Here is a 14,395-nt window from a genome sequence, read left to right on the forward strand (position 1 = left end):
CATGCTGACGGGACATCAGACGTGGAAATTTCCGACCCCGCCCATCATCCTGTCGACGGCTACGGTCGTCGGCCCGGACGAAGGGGAAGGGCCGCTGGTGAACGATTTCGACATCGTGCACGGAGACTTGATGCTCGGGCAGGACAGCTGGGAGAAGGCGGAACGCGTGCTGCTCGAAGAATCGACCAAGCTGGCCGTGGAGAATGCAGGGCTGACGAATGGAGATATCCAATGTTTCGTCGCCGGAGATTTGATGAACCAGATCATCAGCGCGACGTTCGCGGCCCGCACGTTGTCGGTTCCGTATTTGGGCGTATTCGGCGCTTGCTCCACCTCGATGGAAAGCCTGGCGATCGCGTCGCTGCTGGTCAGCTCCGGAGCGGCCAACCATGCGCTCGCTGCGACAAGCAGCCATAACTGTACGGTGGAGAAGCAGTTTCGTTACCCGACCGAATACGGGTCGCAGAAGCCTCCTACCGCTCAATATACGGTGACCGGCTCCGGAGCCGCCGTACTGGGCCGGGAAGGCCGAGGACCGCGTGTAACGTCCGCCACGATCGGGCGCGTCATCGATATGGGGATTACCGACCCGTTCAACATGGGAGCCGCGATGGCGCCGGCGGCGGTGGATACGATTGAGGCGCACTTGCGCGATTTGAATATCGAGCCGGGGTATTACGATATGATCGTAACAGGCGACCTGGCTACCGTCGGGTATTCGATCGCGAACGAACTGTTCGAGAAGCATCGCATCCCGATGCATCAAACAAACTATTACGATTGCGGCCTGCTCGTGTACGACGTGAATACCCAGGACGTCCAGGCCGGAGGCAGCGGCTGCGCCTGTTCGGCGGTCGTCACCTACGGACATTTGCTGAAAAAGATCAAAAGTGGCGAGATGGACCGGCTGCTAGTCGTCGCTACCGGAGCGCTGTTGTCCCCGCTTTCTTTTCAGCAAGGGGAGAACATTCCTTGCATCGCGCACGCGGTCGCCATCGAAAGCGGAAGGAGAGGCTGAATATGAATCTCATGCAGTTTGTCTGGGCGTTCGTCATCGGCGGCGCCATATGCGTGATCGGCCAGCTGCTGATGGACGGCGTCAAGCTGACGCCGGCTCATACGATGAGCACGCTCGTCGTGGCCGGTGCGGTCGTGGACGGTATTGTGATCGGCAACAAAAGCTTGTACGACCGGTTCATCGAATTTGCCGGCGCCGGTGCGACCGTGCCGATTACGAGCTTCGGCAACTCGCTTGTGCACGGAGCTTTGCAGGAGTACAAGCTTCACGGTGCGACTGGCATCATTACCGGGATTTTCGAGGTGACGAGCGCCGGAGTGTCGGCCGCGATTATTTTCTCCTTCCTCGCCGCAACCTTTGTCAAACCCAAAGGATGAGGGCAGCGGAGGAACAAGCCGCACACTTCATAGGAGAAGGAACAGCCGACTCCTGCAAGATCAGGCTATATCCTTCGGATGGAACTGGGTTAGGCGATCAGCCGGCCTGTTTCCATACAGCGGATAAGCACCGATTTTGCAGGAGTGCGGCTGGTTTCTTTTGTGGGCACAACTGGAAAAAAGTCCTGAAACGTGCTTTGATGCCTAGATCAACTCATGGTATAATTAAATCTGTTTTAAATAAAACTAAATCGCTTTCAACATAATGATAGTTAGCTAGATATAGAAGGTTATCCAATCGGGTGGACGGGGAGAAGAAACCTATGGGGAAATGGTTGGGGATCGCGGCTTCATATTTCAAAAAACGATATATGCTGCTGCTGCTTACCGGATGGCTCGTCCTGTTTATGGAGGCGATTAGCCGGAATCAGATTTGGGGCGCGCTGTCATGGAGCTTTTTGCACATTCCCGCTTTTGTGCTGAATGCCGTATTCATTTTCGGCGCCTTGCTCGTGCTGACTTCCGTAACCGGAAGAATGAGGCTTTCCTACTGGCTGGTGTCCGCCACGGGTTTTACGCTGGCCCTGATCAGCGGCGTCAAGCTGAAGATGATCGGAATACCTCTGCTGCCCTGGGATTTCGTGCTGACCGGAGAAGCGAGCGATATGGTGGAATATTTGAAAAATATTTTCACCTTCCAGCTTGTCACCGATGTGGTCATTTTCTTCGCGGTCAGTTGGCTGCTTCTGTACAGGACCAGCCATGTCGTGAAGGTGATCCGCTGGAAAGAGCGGCTTGCTTTTGCACTGCTCGCCGTCTTGTTCGTCGCCGCTGTTTATTGGGACAAACCGTTGCCGGTCAAAGCGGCGTTCGGGATCGGCCCCATCCCTTGGGACCAATCGGAGCATGTGGGAACGAACGGCCTGCTGCTCGCCACCGTTCTGAATCTCGATTATATGAATGTGAACAAAATGGAAGATTATGACAGTGGCAAAATATCGGCGATTGTGACGGCCGGAGCGAAGCCCGCTCTTCCCGAATCTTCCGAAAAGCCGAATGTGATCGTCGTGCTCAGCGAATCGTTGTGGGACCCGACGCAGCTGACAACCGTTAAGTTCAGCCAGGACCCGATGCCTTTCCTGCACGAGCTCCAGCAAAAAACGGCTAGCGGAACGCTGCTCTCGCCTCAATTCGGAGGCGGAACGGCGAACGTAGAGTTCGAGGTGTTGTCCGGCAACTCGATGCGTTTTTTGCCGCAGGGGACCATTCCGTACAACCAGCACATCACTCACGGAATCGATTCGATAGCGAGCATTATGAGCAGGAAGCACGGTTATCATGCGACCGCAATCAGCCCTTATCACAGATGGTATTTTAATAGCGATAAAGTATATAAGAACTTCGGATTTTCCCAGTATATTTCGCTTGAGTTTTTTAATCCGGTGTACGAAGGACCGTATATCGCGGACAGCGAAGTCGCTAAAATCATTATGGACCAAACGGAAAAAACGGCTGGGCGGGATTTCGTTTTCGCCAATACGATGCAAAATCATTTTCATTATTACCCGGGAAAGTTTAAGGAAAATACGATCAGCGTGGAAGGCGATATCCCGGAAGATACGAAAGGGATACTGGAAACTTACGCGCAAGGCGCAAAGGGCGCCGACGATATGCTGAAAACGCTGGTGGAGCACTATCAACGCTCCGACGAGCCGACGATCATCGCATTTTTTGGCGACCATCTGCCGTATCTGGGCGACGATTACAAAGCGTATAAGGACACCAAGTGGATTACCGGCGAGAACGATCCGGACTTCCTGAACAAGATATATCGGACACCGCTCGTCGTCTGGAGCAACTATTTGCCCGAACAAAAAGAAACGCTTAATATGAGCCCTTCCTTCCTAGGCCCGTACCTGCTCGACAAGGCGAAGCTGTCCGGCAATTATTACACCGACTTTTTGCTTGAGCTGTCGAAGAAATATCCGGTCATACCGCCGCAAAATTATTATGCCGAGATGAAGATCGATTTCGCCGACATCAAACGGTACGAGATGCTGCAGTATGACATTATGTTCGGGGAACGGTACGCCTACGGAGATCTCAAGGGCAAGATCGTCAACCCGAATTATGTCCTCGGCCTCGGGCCGATGCGGATTGAGCAGGTTACGCCCGATAAGATCAAAGCCGGCAAAGAGACGGAGATCACGGTCAGAGGCGCGAATATTCCTGCGCTTGGCGTTATCTGCGCGAATGGTAAGGTGCTGCCGACTAAGCCGGATGAGACCGGAGCGTTGACCGCGAAGCTGCCGGCGGACGCGTGGAAGTCCGGAACGGTGGATTTGCAAGTCAAGGTGATCGACAGCAAAGAGATTATCGTGGCCGAATCGGCCGTCTACAAGCTGCAAAGCGAATCCAAATAATATCCGAAAGAGCCGATCGTCCGCAAGCGGATGCCGGCTCTTAATTTTAATTTGCGCGATGATGCTGCTTTGCGGGGATGTAATCCTTTCTGATCTTTATGCGAACGGAGATCCAATTAAGCAGCAGGACCACAAGACATACACCCTGGAGCGGACTAGTTTTACGTTCTAATAAAAAGTAAGCGACTAACTGAAACTTTTGCTGGTTGGAAACGTATACATTATGATGCGAAAACCGTTGAACGGAATGAGAGTAAAGCAGCCTGCCTTCGAACAGACAGACACTTTTTTCTAACGTCCGGGGACTATACGCGGTTTTTCAATTCTTGTAGAATAGAATAAACAGCTTTGCAAGAAGGTTTCGCCCGCATTCCAGGGGCGTCGAAACGGCTTTGAAGCGGGGAACGCTTCACTCGAACGGAACTACGGATCATGGAGAGGAGCAGGACGATATGGATGCACCTGGTATGGAAGATTTTACCTTATTGAAACAACTGAAGACAAATTTGGAATCCTGCATTCTGGGCAAACAGGCCGAAGTCGAATTGCTGTTAACCGCAGTGCTCGCCGGAGGACACGTACTGCTCGAAGATGTGCCCGGAACCGGTAAAACGGTTCTCATTAAAGCGTTAGCCAAATCCGTACAAGGACAGTTCCGCCGCATCCAGTGCAACCCCGATTTATTGCCGACCGATATTACCGGAGTCGCGATTTACCATCCGAAAGAAGAAACGTTTATGTTCCGGCCCGGTCCGGTTATGACGAATATTTTGTTGGCCGACGAGATCAACCGCGCTACAACGAAGACCCAGTCGGCTTTGCTGGAAGCGATGGAGGAGCACAGCGTCACGGTCGACGGAGACTGCCATGCGCTGCCTGAGCCGTTCATTCTGCTGGCTACACAAAACCCGATCGATTTCGAAGGCACTTATGTGCTTCCAGAAGCGCAACTCGACCGGTTTATGATGAAATTCAGCCTCGGCTATCCGGACCACGAGACGGAGAAAAAGATGCTGTTCTCTCAAGCAAGCGGTCATCCGCTCGACAGGCTCGAGCCCATCGCCGATGTAAGACGTATAACCGATCTGCAGCAAAAGGTAAGACAGGTGCATGTCGACGATGCCGTCGCCGACTACGTCGTGTCCATCGCCCGGAAGACGCGCGAGCATTCTTCCGTATTTTTGGGAGCGAGCCCACGTGCGACGATCGCCCTGTTACAAGCTTCCAAGGCGTTTGCGTACATACGCGAACGGGAGTACGTCATCCCCGACGACATTAAATTTTTGACCCCATACGTGTTCGGACACCGGATGATTTTACACTCCGAAGCGAGAATCGAAGGGATGACCGTGGAATCGGTTCTCCAGTCGATCTTCCAGCAGGTGAGGGTTCCCGTCCGGCTCGAGAAATAACGGGTCACGCGCGGAAATGGGGTGAGCGATAAACGATGTGGATTTTTGCCAGATATTCAGCCCGCTTCTGGGGTATTTTCTCCTTGTTCGCTTTCAGTCTTCTGTTTTTGCTGTTCCAAGGAGGAAAGCTCGCATTTATGGTTTTCATTATCGTGGCCGCGTTATGCCTGTATTTGGCGCTAAGCCGCTGGAGCGGCATATCCAAAACCGAGGGCAGCCGGTCCTTGCTTAACAGCGAGCACGAAGCCGTCGTCGAAGCCGGGACGTCGCTCGCGGTCAAAATCGATGTGCATATTCCCGGCCTGTGGCCGATTCCTTACGTATCGATCAAGGACCACCTCGTCCGCCGGGGCGGGGAGGAGCACGTGTTCGAGACGTTCCTGATCCCCGACTGGAAGCGGCGCGGGGAAGTATCCTACCGGACGCCGCCGCTGCGCAGAGGATATTACCATTTCGGAGATACCGATTGCGCAACCGAGGATATTTTCGGTTTGTTCCAGCACCGGGGACGGCTGGAGATGCCGCATACGTTCGGCGTCCTTCCCCAAAAGACGCATATCCGCGACTGGAAGCAGCTGCACCAGCTGTTCCGCGGCATGCACCACCATTCGGCAACGACCCGCTCCCATCGGGAGACGACGCAGATCAACGGCGTCCGCGAATACATTTACGGGGACCGGCTGTCGCGGATTCACTGGAACGCAACGGCCAAGACCGGGACGTGGAAGTCGAAGGAGTTCGAGCGGGAGTCTTTGCCGAAGACGGTCATACTGCTCGACCGGAACATCCGCGCTTACCGCAGCAAGGAGCATTTCGAGCTGGCGGTGTCGATCGTCGCCTCGCTGATCGATTACGGCGCGAGCCGGGACTTGGCGCTTGGCCTGCTGTCGGTAGGCAAAAACTCCAAATATTTCGAACCGAAGCTAAGCGCGAGCCATCAGAAAACGATTATGAACCATCTGATCGACGTCGAGCCGGACGGCCAGCATGCGCTGATCGATGTGCTGAGAGACCGGGCGCGTCTGTTTATGCCGGGCGTGTTCTTTACGATCGTATCTCCCCAGTATGGCGAGACGATGATTCAATCGTTGTCCTGGATCGAGCAGCGTCAGATGAACCCTTGTCACATGTGGGTCGCCAGCGGCGTCCCGTCTGCCGACCAGGAACGCTGGAAGCGGCAGTTGCAGACGACGGGAACGATGGGATACGCCGTCGCCTCGCTCGACGAGCTTGCTCTTGCGCTGGGAGGACGGTGACCTATGGATAATCAACGCTGGTGGAGCAGGCTGCTGCTCCAGGACTGGGCGGACCGGATGACGGCCGTGCTGACGGGGTTGTTCCTGTTTCAGTTCGTCCTGTGGATCGAAAAAGAAAATCAGGTTTGGCTGCCGGAGACGGTGCGGATCGTCGAACTGACACTGCTTGTCGTCCTGGCGGTAGAACTGTTTCCGAAGCTGTACGGGGCGGCGCGCCGTCTGCTGCAGATCATCGGCGTCTTCTGGGTGACGGGGGCCGTAACCGGCTTCGTACCGCAGTGGCCTGCTCCCGTTAAGTTTCGCGAGCTTGGCGGCGTGCTTGCCGACAATTTCATGCAGCTTGCGCCTTTTATCTGGTTCGCCCTGGCGGCGTGGCTGGTCGCGCTGGTCGCCAACTGGTGGCTGAAAGCCAAGTGGCGGATTATGGTTGCGCTCGTGTTATCGGTATCCGTATTCGCGATTCGCGATTCGTTCAGCTTTCTGGTTTTGTGGAAGCAAGTGGCCATTCTTATTTTTTGCGGCCTGTTTTTGCTGGTGATCCGCCACTTTGCCGGACTAAAGAGAAAAAATCCGGTCGGCTGGTCGCACTTGGCCGAATATCCCGCTTACATTGCGCTTCCGATCATTATGCTCGTGTCGCTGGTTATTTTCCTCGGCACGCTCGCTCCGGACGTCCGGGCGATCATGACCGACCCGTATACGCTGTGGAAAAATATGCGGGGCGAGCAAATAACGGTATTTAATAAAGGGTTCAGCACGAGCTCCGTGCTCGGCGGCGATTCCTCGTCGGGTTACAGCCGCAACGACTCGACGCTTGGCGGCGAATTTTCGTTCGACTATACGCCGGTGTTGTCGATCTCGACTACCCACCGCAGCTATTGGCGCGGCGAGACGCGTTCGCTGTATACGGGCAAGGGCTGGATCGTCAGCGATATCGAGCGGAGAACTCCGCTCGTGCCGGCGGCGCTGGAAGCGGAGCTGCCCGAGGACGCGCGGCTGACGCCGACCCAGCTCAAGACGGTGGAAGTGACGCAGACGGTAACCGTGCTGAGCGAAGCGGACGAGGAGTACCCGGTGCTGTTCGGGGCGTATTCGGTCGATAAAGTGCAGTCGGTCGTCCGCAGCGGCGGCAACGTAAATCTGGCCCCGCTCCAATGGTCGCCGCGTCTGGCCGAGCTGCGCTGGAACGGAAGCGCCAGACAGGCTTACCCGGAGACGTACACGGTAACGTCCCAGGTGCCGATCATCGAAGAGGCCGAGCTGCGCAAAGTGCCGTCCGTCCTGACGAGCCGGGTCGGGCTCGAGGAATATTTGTTTTTGCCGGAAACGCTGCCTAACCGGGTGAGAGATCTGGCTTTGCAGGTTACGCAGTCGGGAACGAACATGTATGACAAAGTGAAGCTGCTCGAGCAATATTTGTCGACCACGTTCCCGTACACGAACACGCCCGATCTGGGCAAGGGCCGGAGCCGCGACTTCGTGGACCGCTTCCTGTTCGAGATCAAGGAAGGGTACTGCGATTATTATTCGACGGCGATGGCGGTCATGGCCCGCTCGCTCGGCTTCCCCGCCCGCTGGGTAAAAGGGTATACGCCGGGGGCAAGCGCCTTCGATCAGGCGATGCTCGGGATCGAGGAGGAGCTGCTTAACCCGGACGGAGCCGGAGATTACACGGTACGGAATTCGGACGCCCATTCCTGGGTCGAGATTTACTTCCAGGGGTACGGCTGGATTCCGTTCGAGCCGACCGCCGGCTTTGCGCTTCCGCTTTTCGCCGAGGAGGAAGAGATCGTTACGGCTCCCGTAACGGAATCGTCGACGGATACGCCGGACGCGGCTGCCGGAGACAGCCGCGTGATTCCTGTTGCGGTCGGCACCGGAGCAGGCGTGCTGGGAATCTCGATTCTGGCCGGGATGTTATGGGTAAACCGCAGGAAATTTTCGTTCATGCGGACGTTCAAGCCGCTCGGACGGAATCTGGATGCGAACCAGAGGGCGGTACTCGAGTTCGAGAGGCTGATCCGATACGCCAGACGCAAAGGGTATTCGCGCTCGGACCACGAAACGGTCAGGGAGATGGCGGAGCGCTGGATCGTCAAAGACAAATGGCTGCAGAAAGATATGGAATCGCTGCTGCTGCTGTTTGAGAAAGCGAAATACAGCGACGCCCGTATCAGCGAGGAGGAGCTCTCGGTTTTCTCGCGGACGGTCCATAAGTTGAGGGAACAGATGTAAACGAAAGTGTCAAAAAGCCGGCAGGAACGACCCGCGTCGTTTCCGCCGGCTTTTTCTGGATAAGGGAGCGCTCAGCAGTCGCAATATTATAGGCGAAGGGCCGAAGCCGGATCGGTGTCCGCAAAAATCGCGCCGCCGCAAGCGGGCGTCCGTCAAGCCGGCGAGTCCGATTCCCTTTTGCAGGGTATGGACATCTATGGTATAGTTTGTCGTATATATAAGGATGCAAAGGAGTTTGAGCAGCGCTTGCTGAAAAAATTGATTCCGCAAAAAAGCGTCCACTCGATATACGAGATTGATGTTCAGACGTTGTGGATGTCCGGAGTCCGGGGCATTATTACCGATCTGGACAATACGCTCGTGGGTGCGAAGCATCCCCAGGCGACGCCGGAGCTGCTCGATTGGCTGAGGCGTCTGCAGGAGATCGGCTTTCAGGTGGTCATCGTCTCCAATAACAATCGGCTTCGCGTGTCGACGTTCTCCGAGCCGTTGTCTATCCCTTACATATTCCGTGCGAAGAAGCCCGGGAATGCCGCGTTTCGCCGAGCGCTGCAAATCATGTCGCTCGCTCCGGACCAGACTGTCGTCATCGGCGATCAGATGCTGACCGACGTTCTCGGCGGAAACCGACTCGGACTGTACACGATTCTGGTTCGTCCGATTGAACTGCGCGACGAAGGATTTTTTACCAAAGTGAACCGCAGAATCGAAAAGGTCGCGCTGTCTTGGATGAAGCGCAAAGGCCTAATGGAATGGGAGGACACGTAACATGGCGGAGCAAAACCTGCGCTGTTCCGGGTGCGGCATCCAGGTCCAGACAGAGAAGTCGGAAGAGCTCGGGTACGCGCCCGAAGCGGCTTTGAAGCGCGATCCGCTCTTATGTCAGCGCTGCTTCCGGATTAAGCATTACAATGAAATGTCCAGCGTAACACCCGATCAGGACGAGTTTCTCAAAATATTAAGCGGGATCGGCGGTACGGATGCGTTAATCGTGCATATCGTCGACCTGTTCGATTTTGAAGGAAGCCTGATCGGCGGCTTGCACCGTTTTGTCGGCAGCAACCCGGTCGTGCTCGTCGTCAACAAGATCGATCTGCTGCCAAAAGCGATCAACACCAACCGGATCTTGAACTGGGTGCAGCGCATGGCGAAGGAGAACGGGCTCAAAACCGCGGAAATCGTCCTGTGCAGCGCCAAGAAAAATATCGGCTTCGACCGCGTCGTCGAAGCGGTAGCCAGACACCGCAAAGATAAGGACGTCTACGTGGTCGGCGCTACCAATGTCGGCAAGTCGACCTTGATCAATCGTCTCATCCGGGATTACAGCGATCTGGAGGCCGAGCTGACCGTCTCCCCGTATCCGGGCACTACGCTTGATCTGGTCCAGATTCCGCTGGACGACGGGCGGTTCATTATCGATACGCCGGGGATCGTCTATAAGCACCGGCTTACGGAGCTGATCGACAAGAAGGATATGCAGACGCTGCTGCCGGATAAGCCGATCAAGCCGGCGGTTTATCAGTTGAACGAGCAGCAGACGTTGTACTTTGGCGCATTGGCCCGTTTTGATTTTGTACAGGGCGCCAGACAATCGTTCACTTGCTATGTATCCAACGCGGTGCCGATTCACCGGACGAAGCTGGAGCGTGCGGATGAGCTTTATGCGGCGCATAAAGGCGAAATGCTCGCTCCTCCTCACAAGGACCGGCTGGAGTTATTACCGCCGCTCGTCAAGCATGCGTTCCGCATTCCGAAAGGAAGCTTGTCCGATATATTGATATCCGGACTGGGCTGGATCGCGATCAACAGCGATGCCGGCGCGCAAGTCGTCGTTCATGCGCCTAAAGGCGTAAAAGTGGCCGTACGCAGCTCATTGATCTGAAGAGCGGCGGACGGTCGTCGTCATCTTGAAGTACGGGGAGAAGAGCCAGGATGAAGCAGGGGAATATGGACACTGCAACGGTCATGCATGGCGTGTTCGGGGACCCGATCAAACATTCCAAGTCGCCGGTTATGCATAACCGGGCTTTCCGCGAGCTTGGACTGAATGCCGCTTATGCCGCGTTTCACGTCCGGCAGGGTCAACTGAAGGATGCGGTCGCCGGAATACGCGCCATGCAGTTTCGCGGAGTGAACGTAACGATTCCGCACAAGCTCGAAGTGATGGACTACCTGGATGAGATTTCCGAGGATGCCGTGGCGATCGGGGCGGTCAATACGATCGTTAACGACGACGGCAAGCTGACGGGCTACAACACCGACGGGATCGGATATGTGCGCTCCTTGAAGGAGGAGGCCGGATTTGCGGCGGCCGGCAAGAAGGTGCTGATGCTTGGAGCCGGCGGAGCCGCTCGCGGCGTGGCGTATGCGCTTGCCAAAGAAGGCGCGTCCGCGGTCTACATCGCCAACCGGACCGTATCGAAAGCGGTTCAGCTGGCCGATTCGATCCGTCCGTTCACGACATCCGAAGGCATCGGCTTCGACTCGATCGCGGACGTCCGGGACGAGATCGATCTGATCGTGCATAATACGGAAGTCGGCATGCATCCGAACGTGGATGAAGTGCTGATCGATACTTCGTGGTTCCACGAAGGGCTGACCGTCAGCGATATCGTCTACAATCCGCTCGTTACCCGTCTGCTGCGGGAAGCTGCGGAGCGGGGGGCCAAGACGCACGGCGGGCTGGGCATGTTCATATACCAGGGCGCCTATGCGTTTGAATATTGGACCGGACGCGAAGCTCCGGTTGCCGCGATGCGGGAAGCGGTGCTGGAGGCATTTGGAAGCTAACAGGAGCTAGAGGTTTTTGAGGGGGACCATACGGATGTTAACAGGAAAACAAAAGCGGCATTTACGGTCGCTCGCCCACCATTTGAATCCGATTTTTCAAGTCGGCAAAGGCGGCACGAACGAGCATCTGATTCAACATATCCAGGAAGCGCTGGAAGTCCGGGAACTGATCAAAGTATCAGTGCTTAACAATTGTCTGGATGACAGCGACGAGATTGCGGCCGAGCTGGCCGAGAAGTCCGGCGCCGAGCTTGTGCAGCGGATCGGCAAGACGATTGTGCTATACAAGGAATCGAAAGAGCACAAGCAGATCGTGCTCCCTTAACGGGTGTACGCGCAATACAATATTGGTGTCCGAGAGGACAAGCGGAATAACTGCACATTCAGCGAATGGGCAGGGCGGGAGTGTCGGGGATGAAGGTAGGCATTATGGGAGGAACGTTCGACCCGATTCATCAAGGACATCTGCTGGCCGCAGAGCGCGCGAGGGAGGAAGCCGGGCTGGACGAGGTATGGTTCATGCCTTCCAGCACGCCGCCGCACAAGCCGAACGCGCCGAAAGCGTCGGCCGGGCAGCGGCTCGCGATGGTCGAAGCGGCGATAGCCGGCAATCCGTTTTTTCGGGCGGAGCCGCGCGAGATTCTTCGCGGAGGCACCTCGTATACGGTCGATACGGTTCGGGAGCTGAAAGCGGCGTATCCCGGATACGAGTTCTATTATATTATAGGCGCCGATATGGTGCAGTATTTGCCCCACTGGGTCCGGATCGAGGAGCTTGCCCGGATGATTACGTTTATCGGGCTAACCCGGCCGGGTTACTCTACGGATGTAAGCGGGCTGCACGAAGCAATTCGGGACAAAGTGCTGCAGGTAACGATGCCGCAGGTCGACATTTCCTCTACGTTAATCCGGAATATGCGAAGCTGCGGCCAATCGGTTCGATATCTCGTGCCGGAGACGGTCGTATCTTATATCGAGGGGAATCGGTTGTATGAATCGTGAATCATTACGGGAAGCGACCCGCAGTCAGATGCCGGCAAGACGATGGGAGCATACGCTTGGCGTCATGAGCTCGGCGGTTGCTCTGGCGAAGCGTTACGGCGCGGACCCGGAGCGGGCGGAGCTTGCCGCATTGCTGCACGATTACTGCAAATATTGGCCGATCGACGAGCAGCGCCGGGTATATGCCGAAGAAGGGCTCGATCCGGAACTGCTGGACTACGATCCGCAGCTGCTGCACGGCCCGATTGCGGCCGAGGTCGTCCGCAAACGTCACGGCATCGCTGACGAGGAAGTGCTGGATGCGATCCGGTACCATACGTCCGGCCGGGAGAACATGACGCTGCTTGACAAAATGGTTTGTTTGGCCGATTATATCGAACCGGGCCGGGATTTCCCCGGTGTGCATATAATCCGGGAAATTGCCGACCATAGCTTGGAGAGAGCGCTGATAGCCGGCCTGGATTCGACGATCCGGTTTTTGCTCGATAAGGGAAAGAAAGTATATCCGCTGACGGTTGCTGCCCGCAATGCGCTTCTTGAAGAGGCGGGCCGGGCCGGATTCGGAACGAAATAAAGGTTTGCCTAAGCCAAGCAACAGCTAGTCCAAAGGAGGATGCAGATGAGCCAATCACCGGATCATTTGATGAACGAGATCGTAAAAGCGGTAGATGACAAAAAAGCGCACAATATCGTTGTGCTGAATTTGAAGGGCATATCGCTGCTGGCCGATTATTTTGTAATCTGTCACGGGAATTCCGATACGCAGGTACAGGCGATCGTCCAGGAAGTGCGCAAGAAAGCCGAAGCAATGGGGACGACAGTCCGGGGAATTGAAGGATTCGATACAGCGCGCTGGGTGCTTGTAGACTTGGGCGATGTCGTGGTTCACGTCTTCCACCGGGATGAACGCGAGTATTACAATATCGAGCGTCTGTGGTCGGATGCGAAGGTGGTCGAGCTCGTATGAGATCGTCGGAGGAACGGATGGATGCCGGGAAGGTAGCGAAGCTGACGGTGGCGCGCGAAGTGCCGCCGAACGGCTTCTTTTTGACGAACGGGACCCGCGATGTGCTGCTTCATTACAGCGAAGTGGTCGGGACGATCCAGCCCGGCGATGAAGTGGAAGCGTTTTTGTTCCACGATACGGAAGACCGGCTCGCCGCTACGATGAAAACGCCGAAAATCCGATTAGGTGAAATCGGCTTGCTGGAAGTGGCCGACATTCATCCGAGATTCGGCTGTTTTCTGGAAATGGGGCTTGGACGCCAGCTGCTGCTGCCTGCATCCGAGCTTCCGGAAGCGAAGGAACTCCGGCCGAATCCGGGCGACTGCGTGTATGTGAGATTGGAGCACGACCGTCAGGGGCGGATGACCGCGAAGCTGGCGGGAGAGAAAGAACTCGTGCCGCTGGCGTTCCGTGCGCCGGATTCGTGGAAGAACAGCTGGGTCGATGCGATCGTCTACAAGCAGCTGCAGATGGGCACATTCGTCGTATGCGACGGAGGCGTGCTCGGATTCGGAGCGATCGGGATGATCCATGAGAAAGAACGGACCCGGCCGCTGCGTCTGGGCGAGAAAATCCAGGTGCGGGTCGTGTTCGTCCGGGACGACGGCCGGGTCAACTTGTCGATGCGCCAGCCGAAGCAGATCGGCCGGGAAGAGGATGCGGAGCGTATACTCAGCTTCCTGCGGGCCAGACCGGGAGGTTCGATGCCCTATTCCGACGAGACGCCGGCCGATGTGATCGCCTCCAAGTTCAATATTAGCAAGGCGGCGTTCAAGCGCGCGCTCGGCAAGCTGATGAAGGAAGGACTGATCACCCAAAAGGGCAGTTGGACGCATTTGGCGAAAAGCGACGAGGAATAGTTTTATGCGGCAGCTC

At 56.1% G+C, this 14,395-nt stretch carries 14 protein-coding genes; all 14 read left to right on the forward strand.

Features of this window, described 5'->3' with window-relative positions; translation table 11 throughout:
• Position 1: 1 nt before the first annotated feature.
• The 14 genes from spoVAD to PV433_RS21910 all read left to right on the forward strand — a co-directional run bounded on the left by spoVAD (position 2) and on the right by PV433_RS21910 (position 14,379).
• Positions 2-1,018, forward strand: a complete 1,017-nt coding sequence (spoVAD, locus tag PV433_RS21845; protein ID WP_332074169.1) for a stage V sporulation protein AD — start codon at positions 2-4, stop codon at positions 1,016-1,018.
• Between the two features lie 11 nt (positions 1,019-1,029).
• Entirely contained in the window at positions 1,030-1,395 is a 366-nt protein-coding gene (gene spoVAE, locus PV433_RS21850) for a stage V sporulation protein AE (protein ID WP_190932367.1), read from the forward strand.
• 323 nt (positions 1,396-1,718) lie between these two features.
• Positions 1,719-3,818, forward strand: coding sequence for an LTA synthase family protein (locus PV433_RS21855; RefSeq protein WP_332074170.1), 2,100 nt, complete (start codon positions 1,719-1,721; stop codon positions 3,816-3,818).
• A gap of 452 nt (positions 3,819-4,270) precedes the next feature.
• Entirely contained in the window at positions 4,271-5,230 is a 960-nt protein-coding gene (locus tag PV433_RS21860) for an AAA family ATPase (RefSeq protein WP_442951564.1), read from the forward strand.
• A 137-nt stretch (positions 5,231-5,367) separates the two neighbouring features.
• A complete protein-coding gene (locus PV433_RS21865; protein WP_332074171.1) occupies positions 5,368-6,486 on the forward strand; it encodes a DUF58 domain-containing protein in 1,119 nt (372 codons plus the stop codon).
• A gap of 3 nt (positions 6,487-6,489) precedes the next feature.
• Entirely contained in the window at positions 6,490-8,721 is a 2,232-nt protein-coding gene (locus PV433_RS21870; protein ID WP_332074172.1) for a transglutaminase TgpA family protein, read from the forward strand.
• A gap of 186 nt (positions 8,722-8,907) precedes the next feature.
• Positions 8,908-9,489 (forward strand): YqeG family HAD IIIA-type phosphatase, encoded by a 582-nt coding sequence (locus tag PV433_RS21875; RefSeq protein ID WP_190932369.1) that lies wholly within the window; start codon positions 8,908-8,910, stop codon positions 9,487-9,489.
• Position 9,490: 1 nt separating this feature from the next.
• A complete protein-coding gene (yqeH, locus tag PV433_RS21880) occupies positions 9,491-10,603 on the forward strand; it encodes a ribosome biogenesis GTPase YqeH (RefSeq protein ID WP_332074173.1) in 1,113 nt (370 codons plus the stop codon).
• Between the two features lie 50 nt (positions 10,604-10,653).
• Positions 10,654-11,511: a shikimate dehydrogenase gene (aroE, locus tag PV433_RS21885; RefSeq protein WP_332074174.1), complete on the forward strand. Its 858-nt coding sequence runs from the start codon at positions 10,654-10,656 to the stop codon at positions 11,509-11,511.
• Positions 11,512-11,545: 34 nt separating this feature from the next.
• A complete protein-coding gene (gene yhbY / locus PV433_RS21890; RefSeq protein ID WP_332074175.1) occupies positions 11,546-11,836 on the forward strand; it encodes a ribosome assembly RNA-binding protein YhbY in 291 nt (96 codons plus the stop codon).
• An 89-nt stretch (positions 11,837-11,925) separates the two neighbouring features.
• A complete protein-coding gene (locus PV433_RS21895; RefSeq protein ID WP_332074176.1) occupies positions 11,926-12,513 on the forward strand; it encodes a nicotinate-nucleotide adenylyltransferase in 588 nt (195 codons plus the stop codon).
• Positions 12,503-13,087, forward strand: coding sequence for a bis(5'-nucleosyl)-tetraphosphatase (symmetrical) YqeK (yqeK, locus tag PV433_RS21900; RefSeq protein ID WP_332074177.1), 585 nt, complete (start codon positions 12,503-12,505; stop codon positions 13,085-13,087). Before PV433_RS21895 ends, yqeK begins: the two co-directional genes overlap by 11 nt.
• Positions 13,088-13,132: 45 nt before the next feature.
• Complete coding sequence (rsfS, locus tag PV433_RS21905; RefSeq protein ID WP_190932359.1) at positions 13,133-13,480, forward strand: ribosome silencing factor; 348 nt, start codon at positions 13,133-13,135, stop codon at positions 13,478-13,480.
• Positions 13,477-14,379: a CvfB family protein gene (locus PV433_RS21910; protein ID WP_332074178.1), complete on the forward strand. Its 903-nt coding sequence runs from the start codon at positions 13,477-13,479 to the stop codon at positions 14,377-14,379. The genes rsfS and PV433_RS21910 overlap by 4 nt, the downstream gene beginning before the upstream one ends.
• Positions 14,380-14,395 lie beyond the last annotated feature (16 nt).

This window comes from Paenibacillus sp. GYB004 (assembly GCF_036577605.1).
GTDB lineage: Bacteria > Bacillota > Bacilli > Paenibacillales > NBRC-103111 > Paenibacillus_AB > Paenibacillus_AB oceani.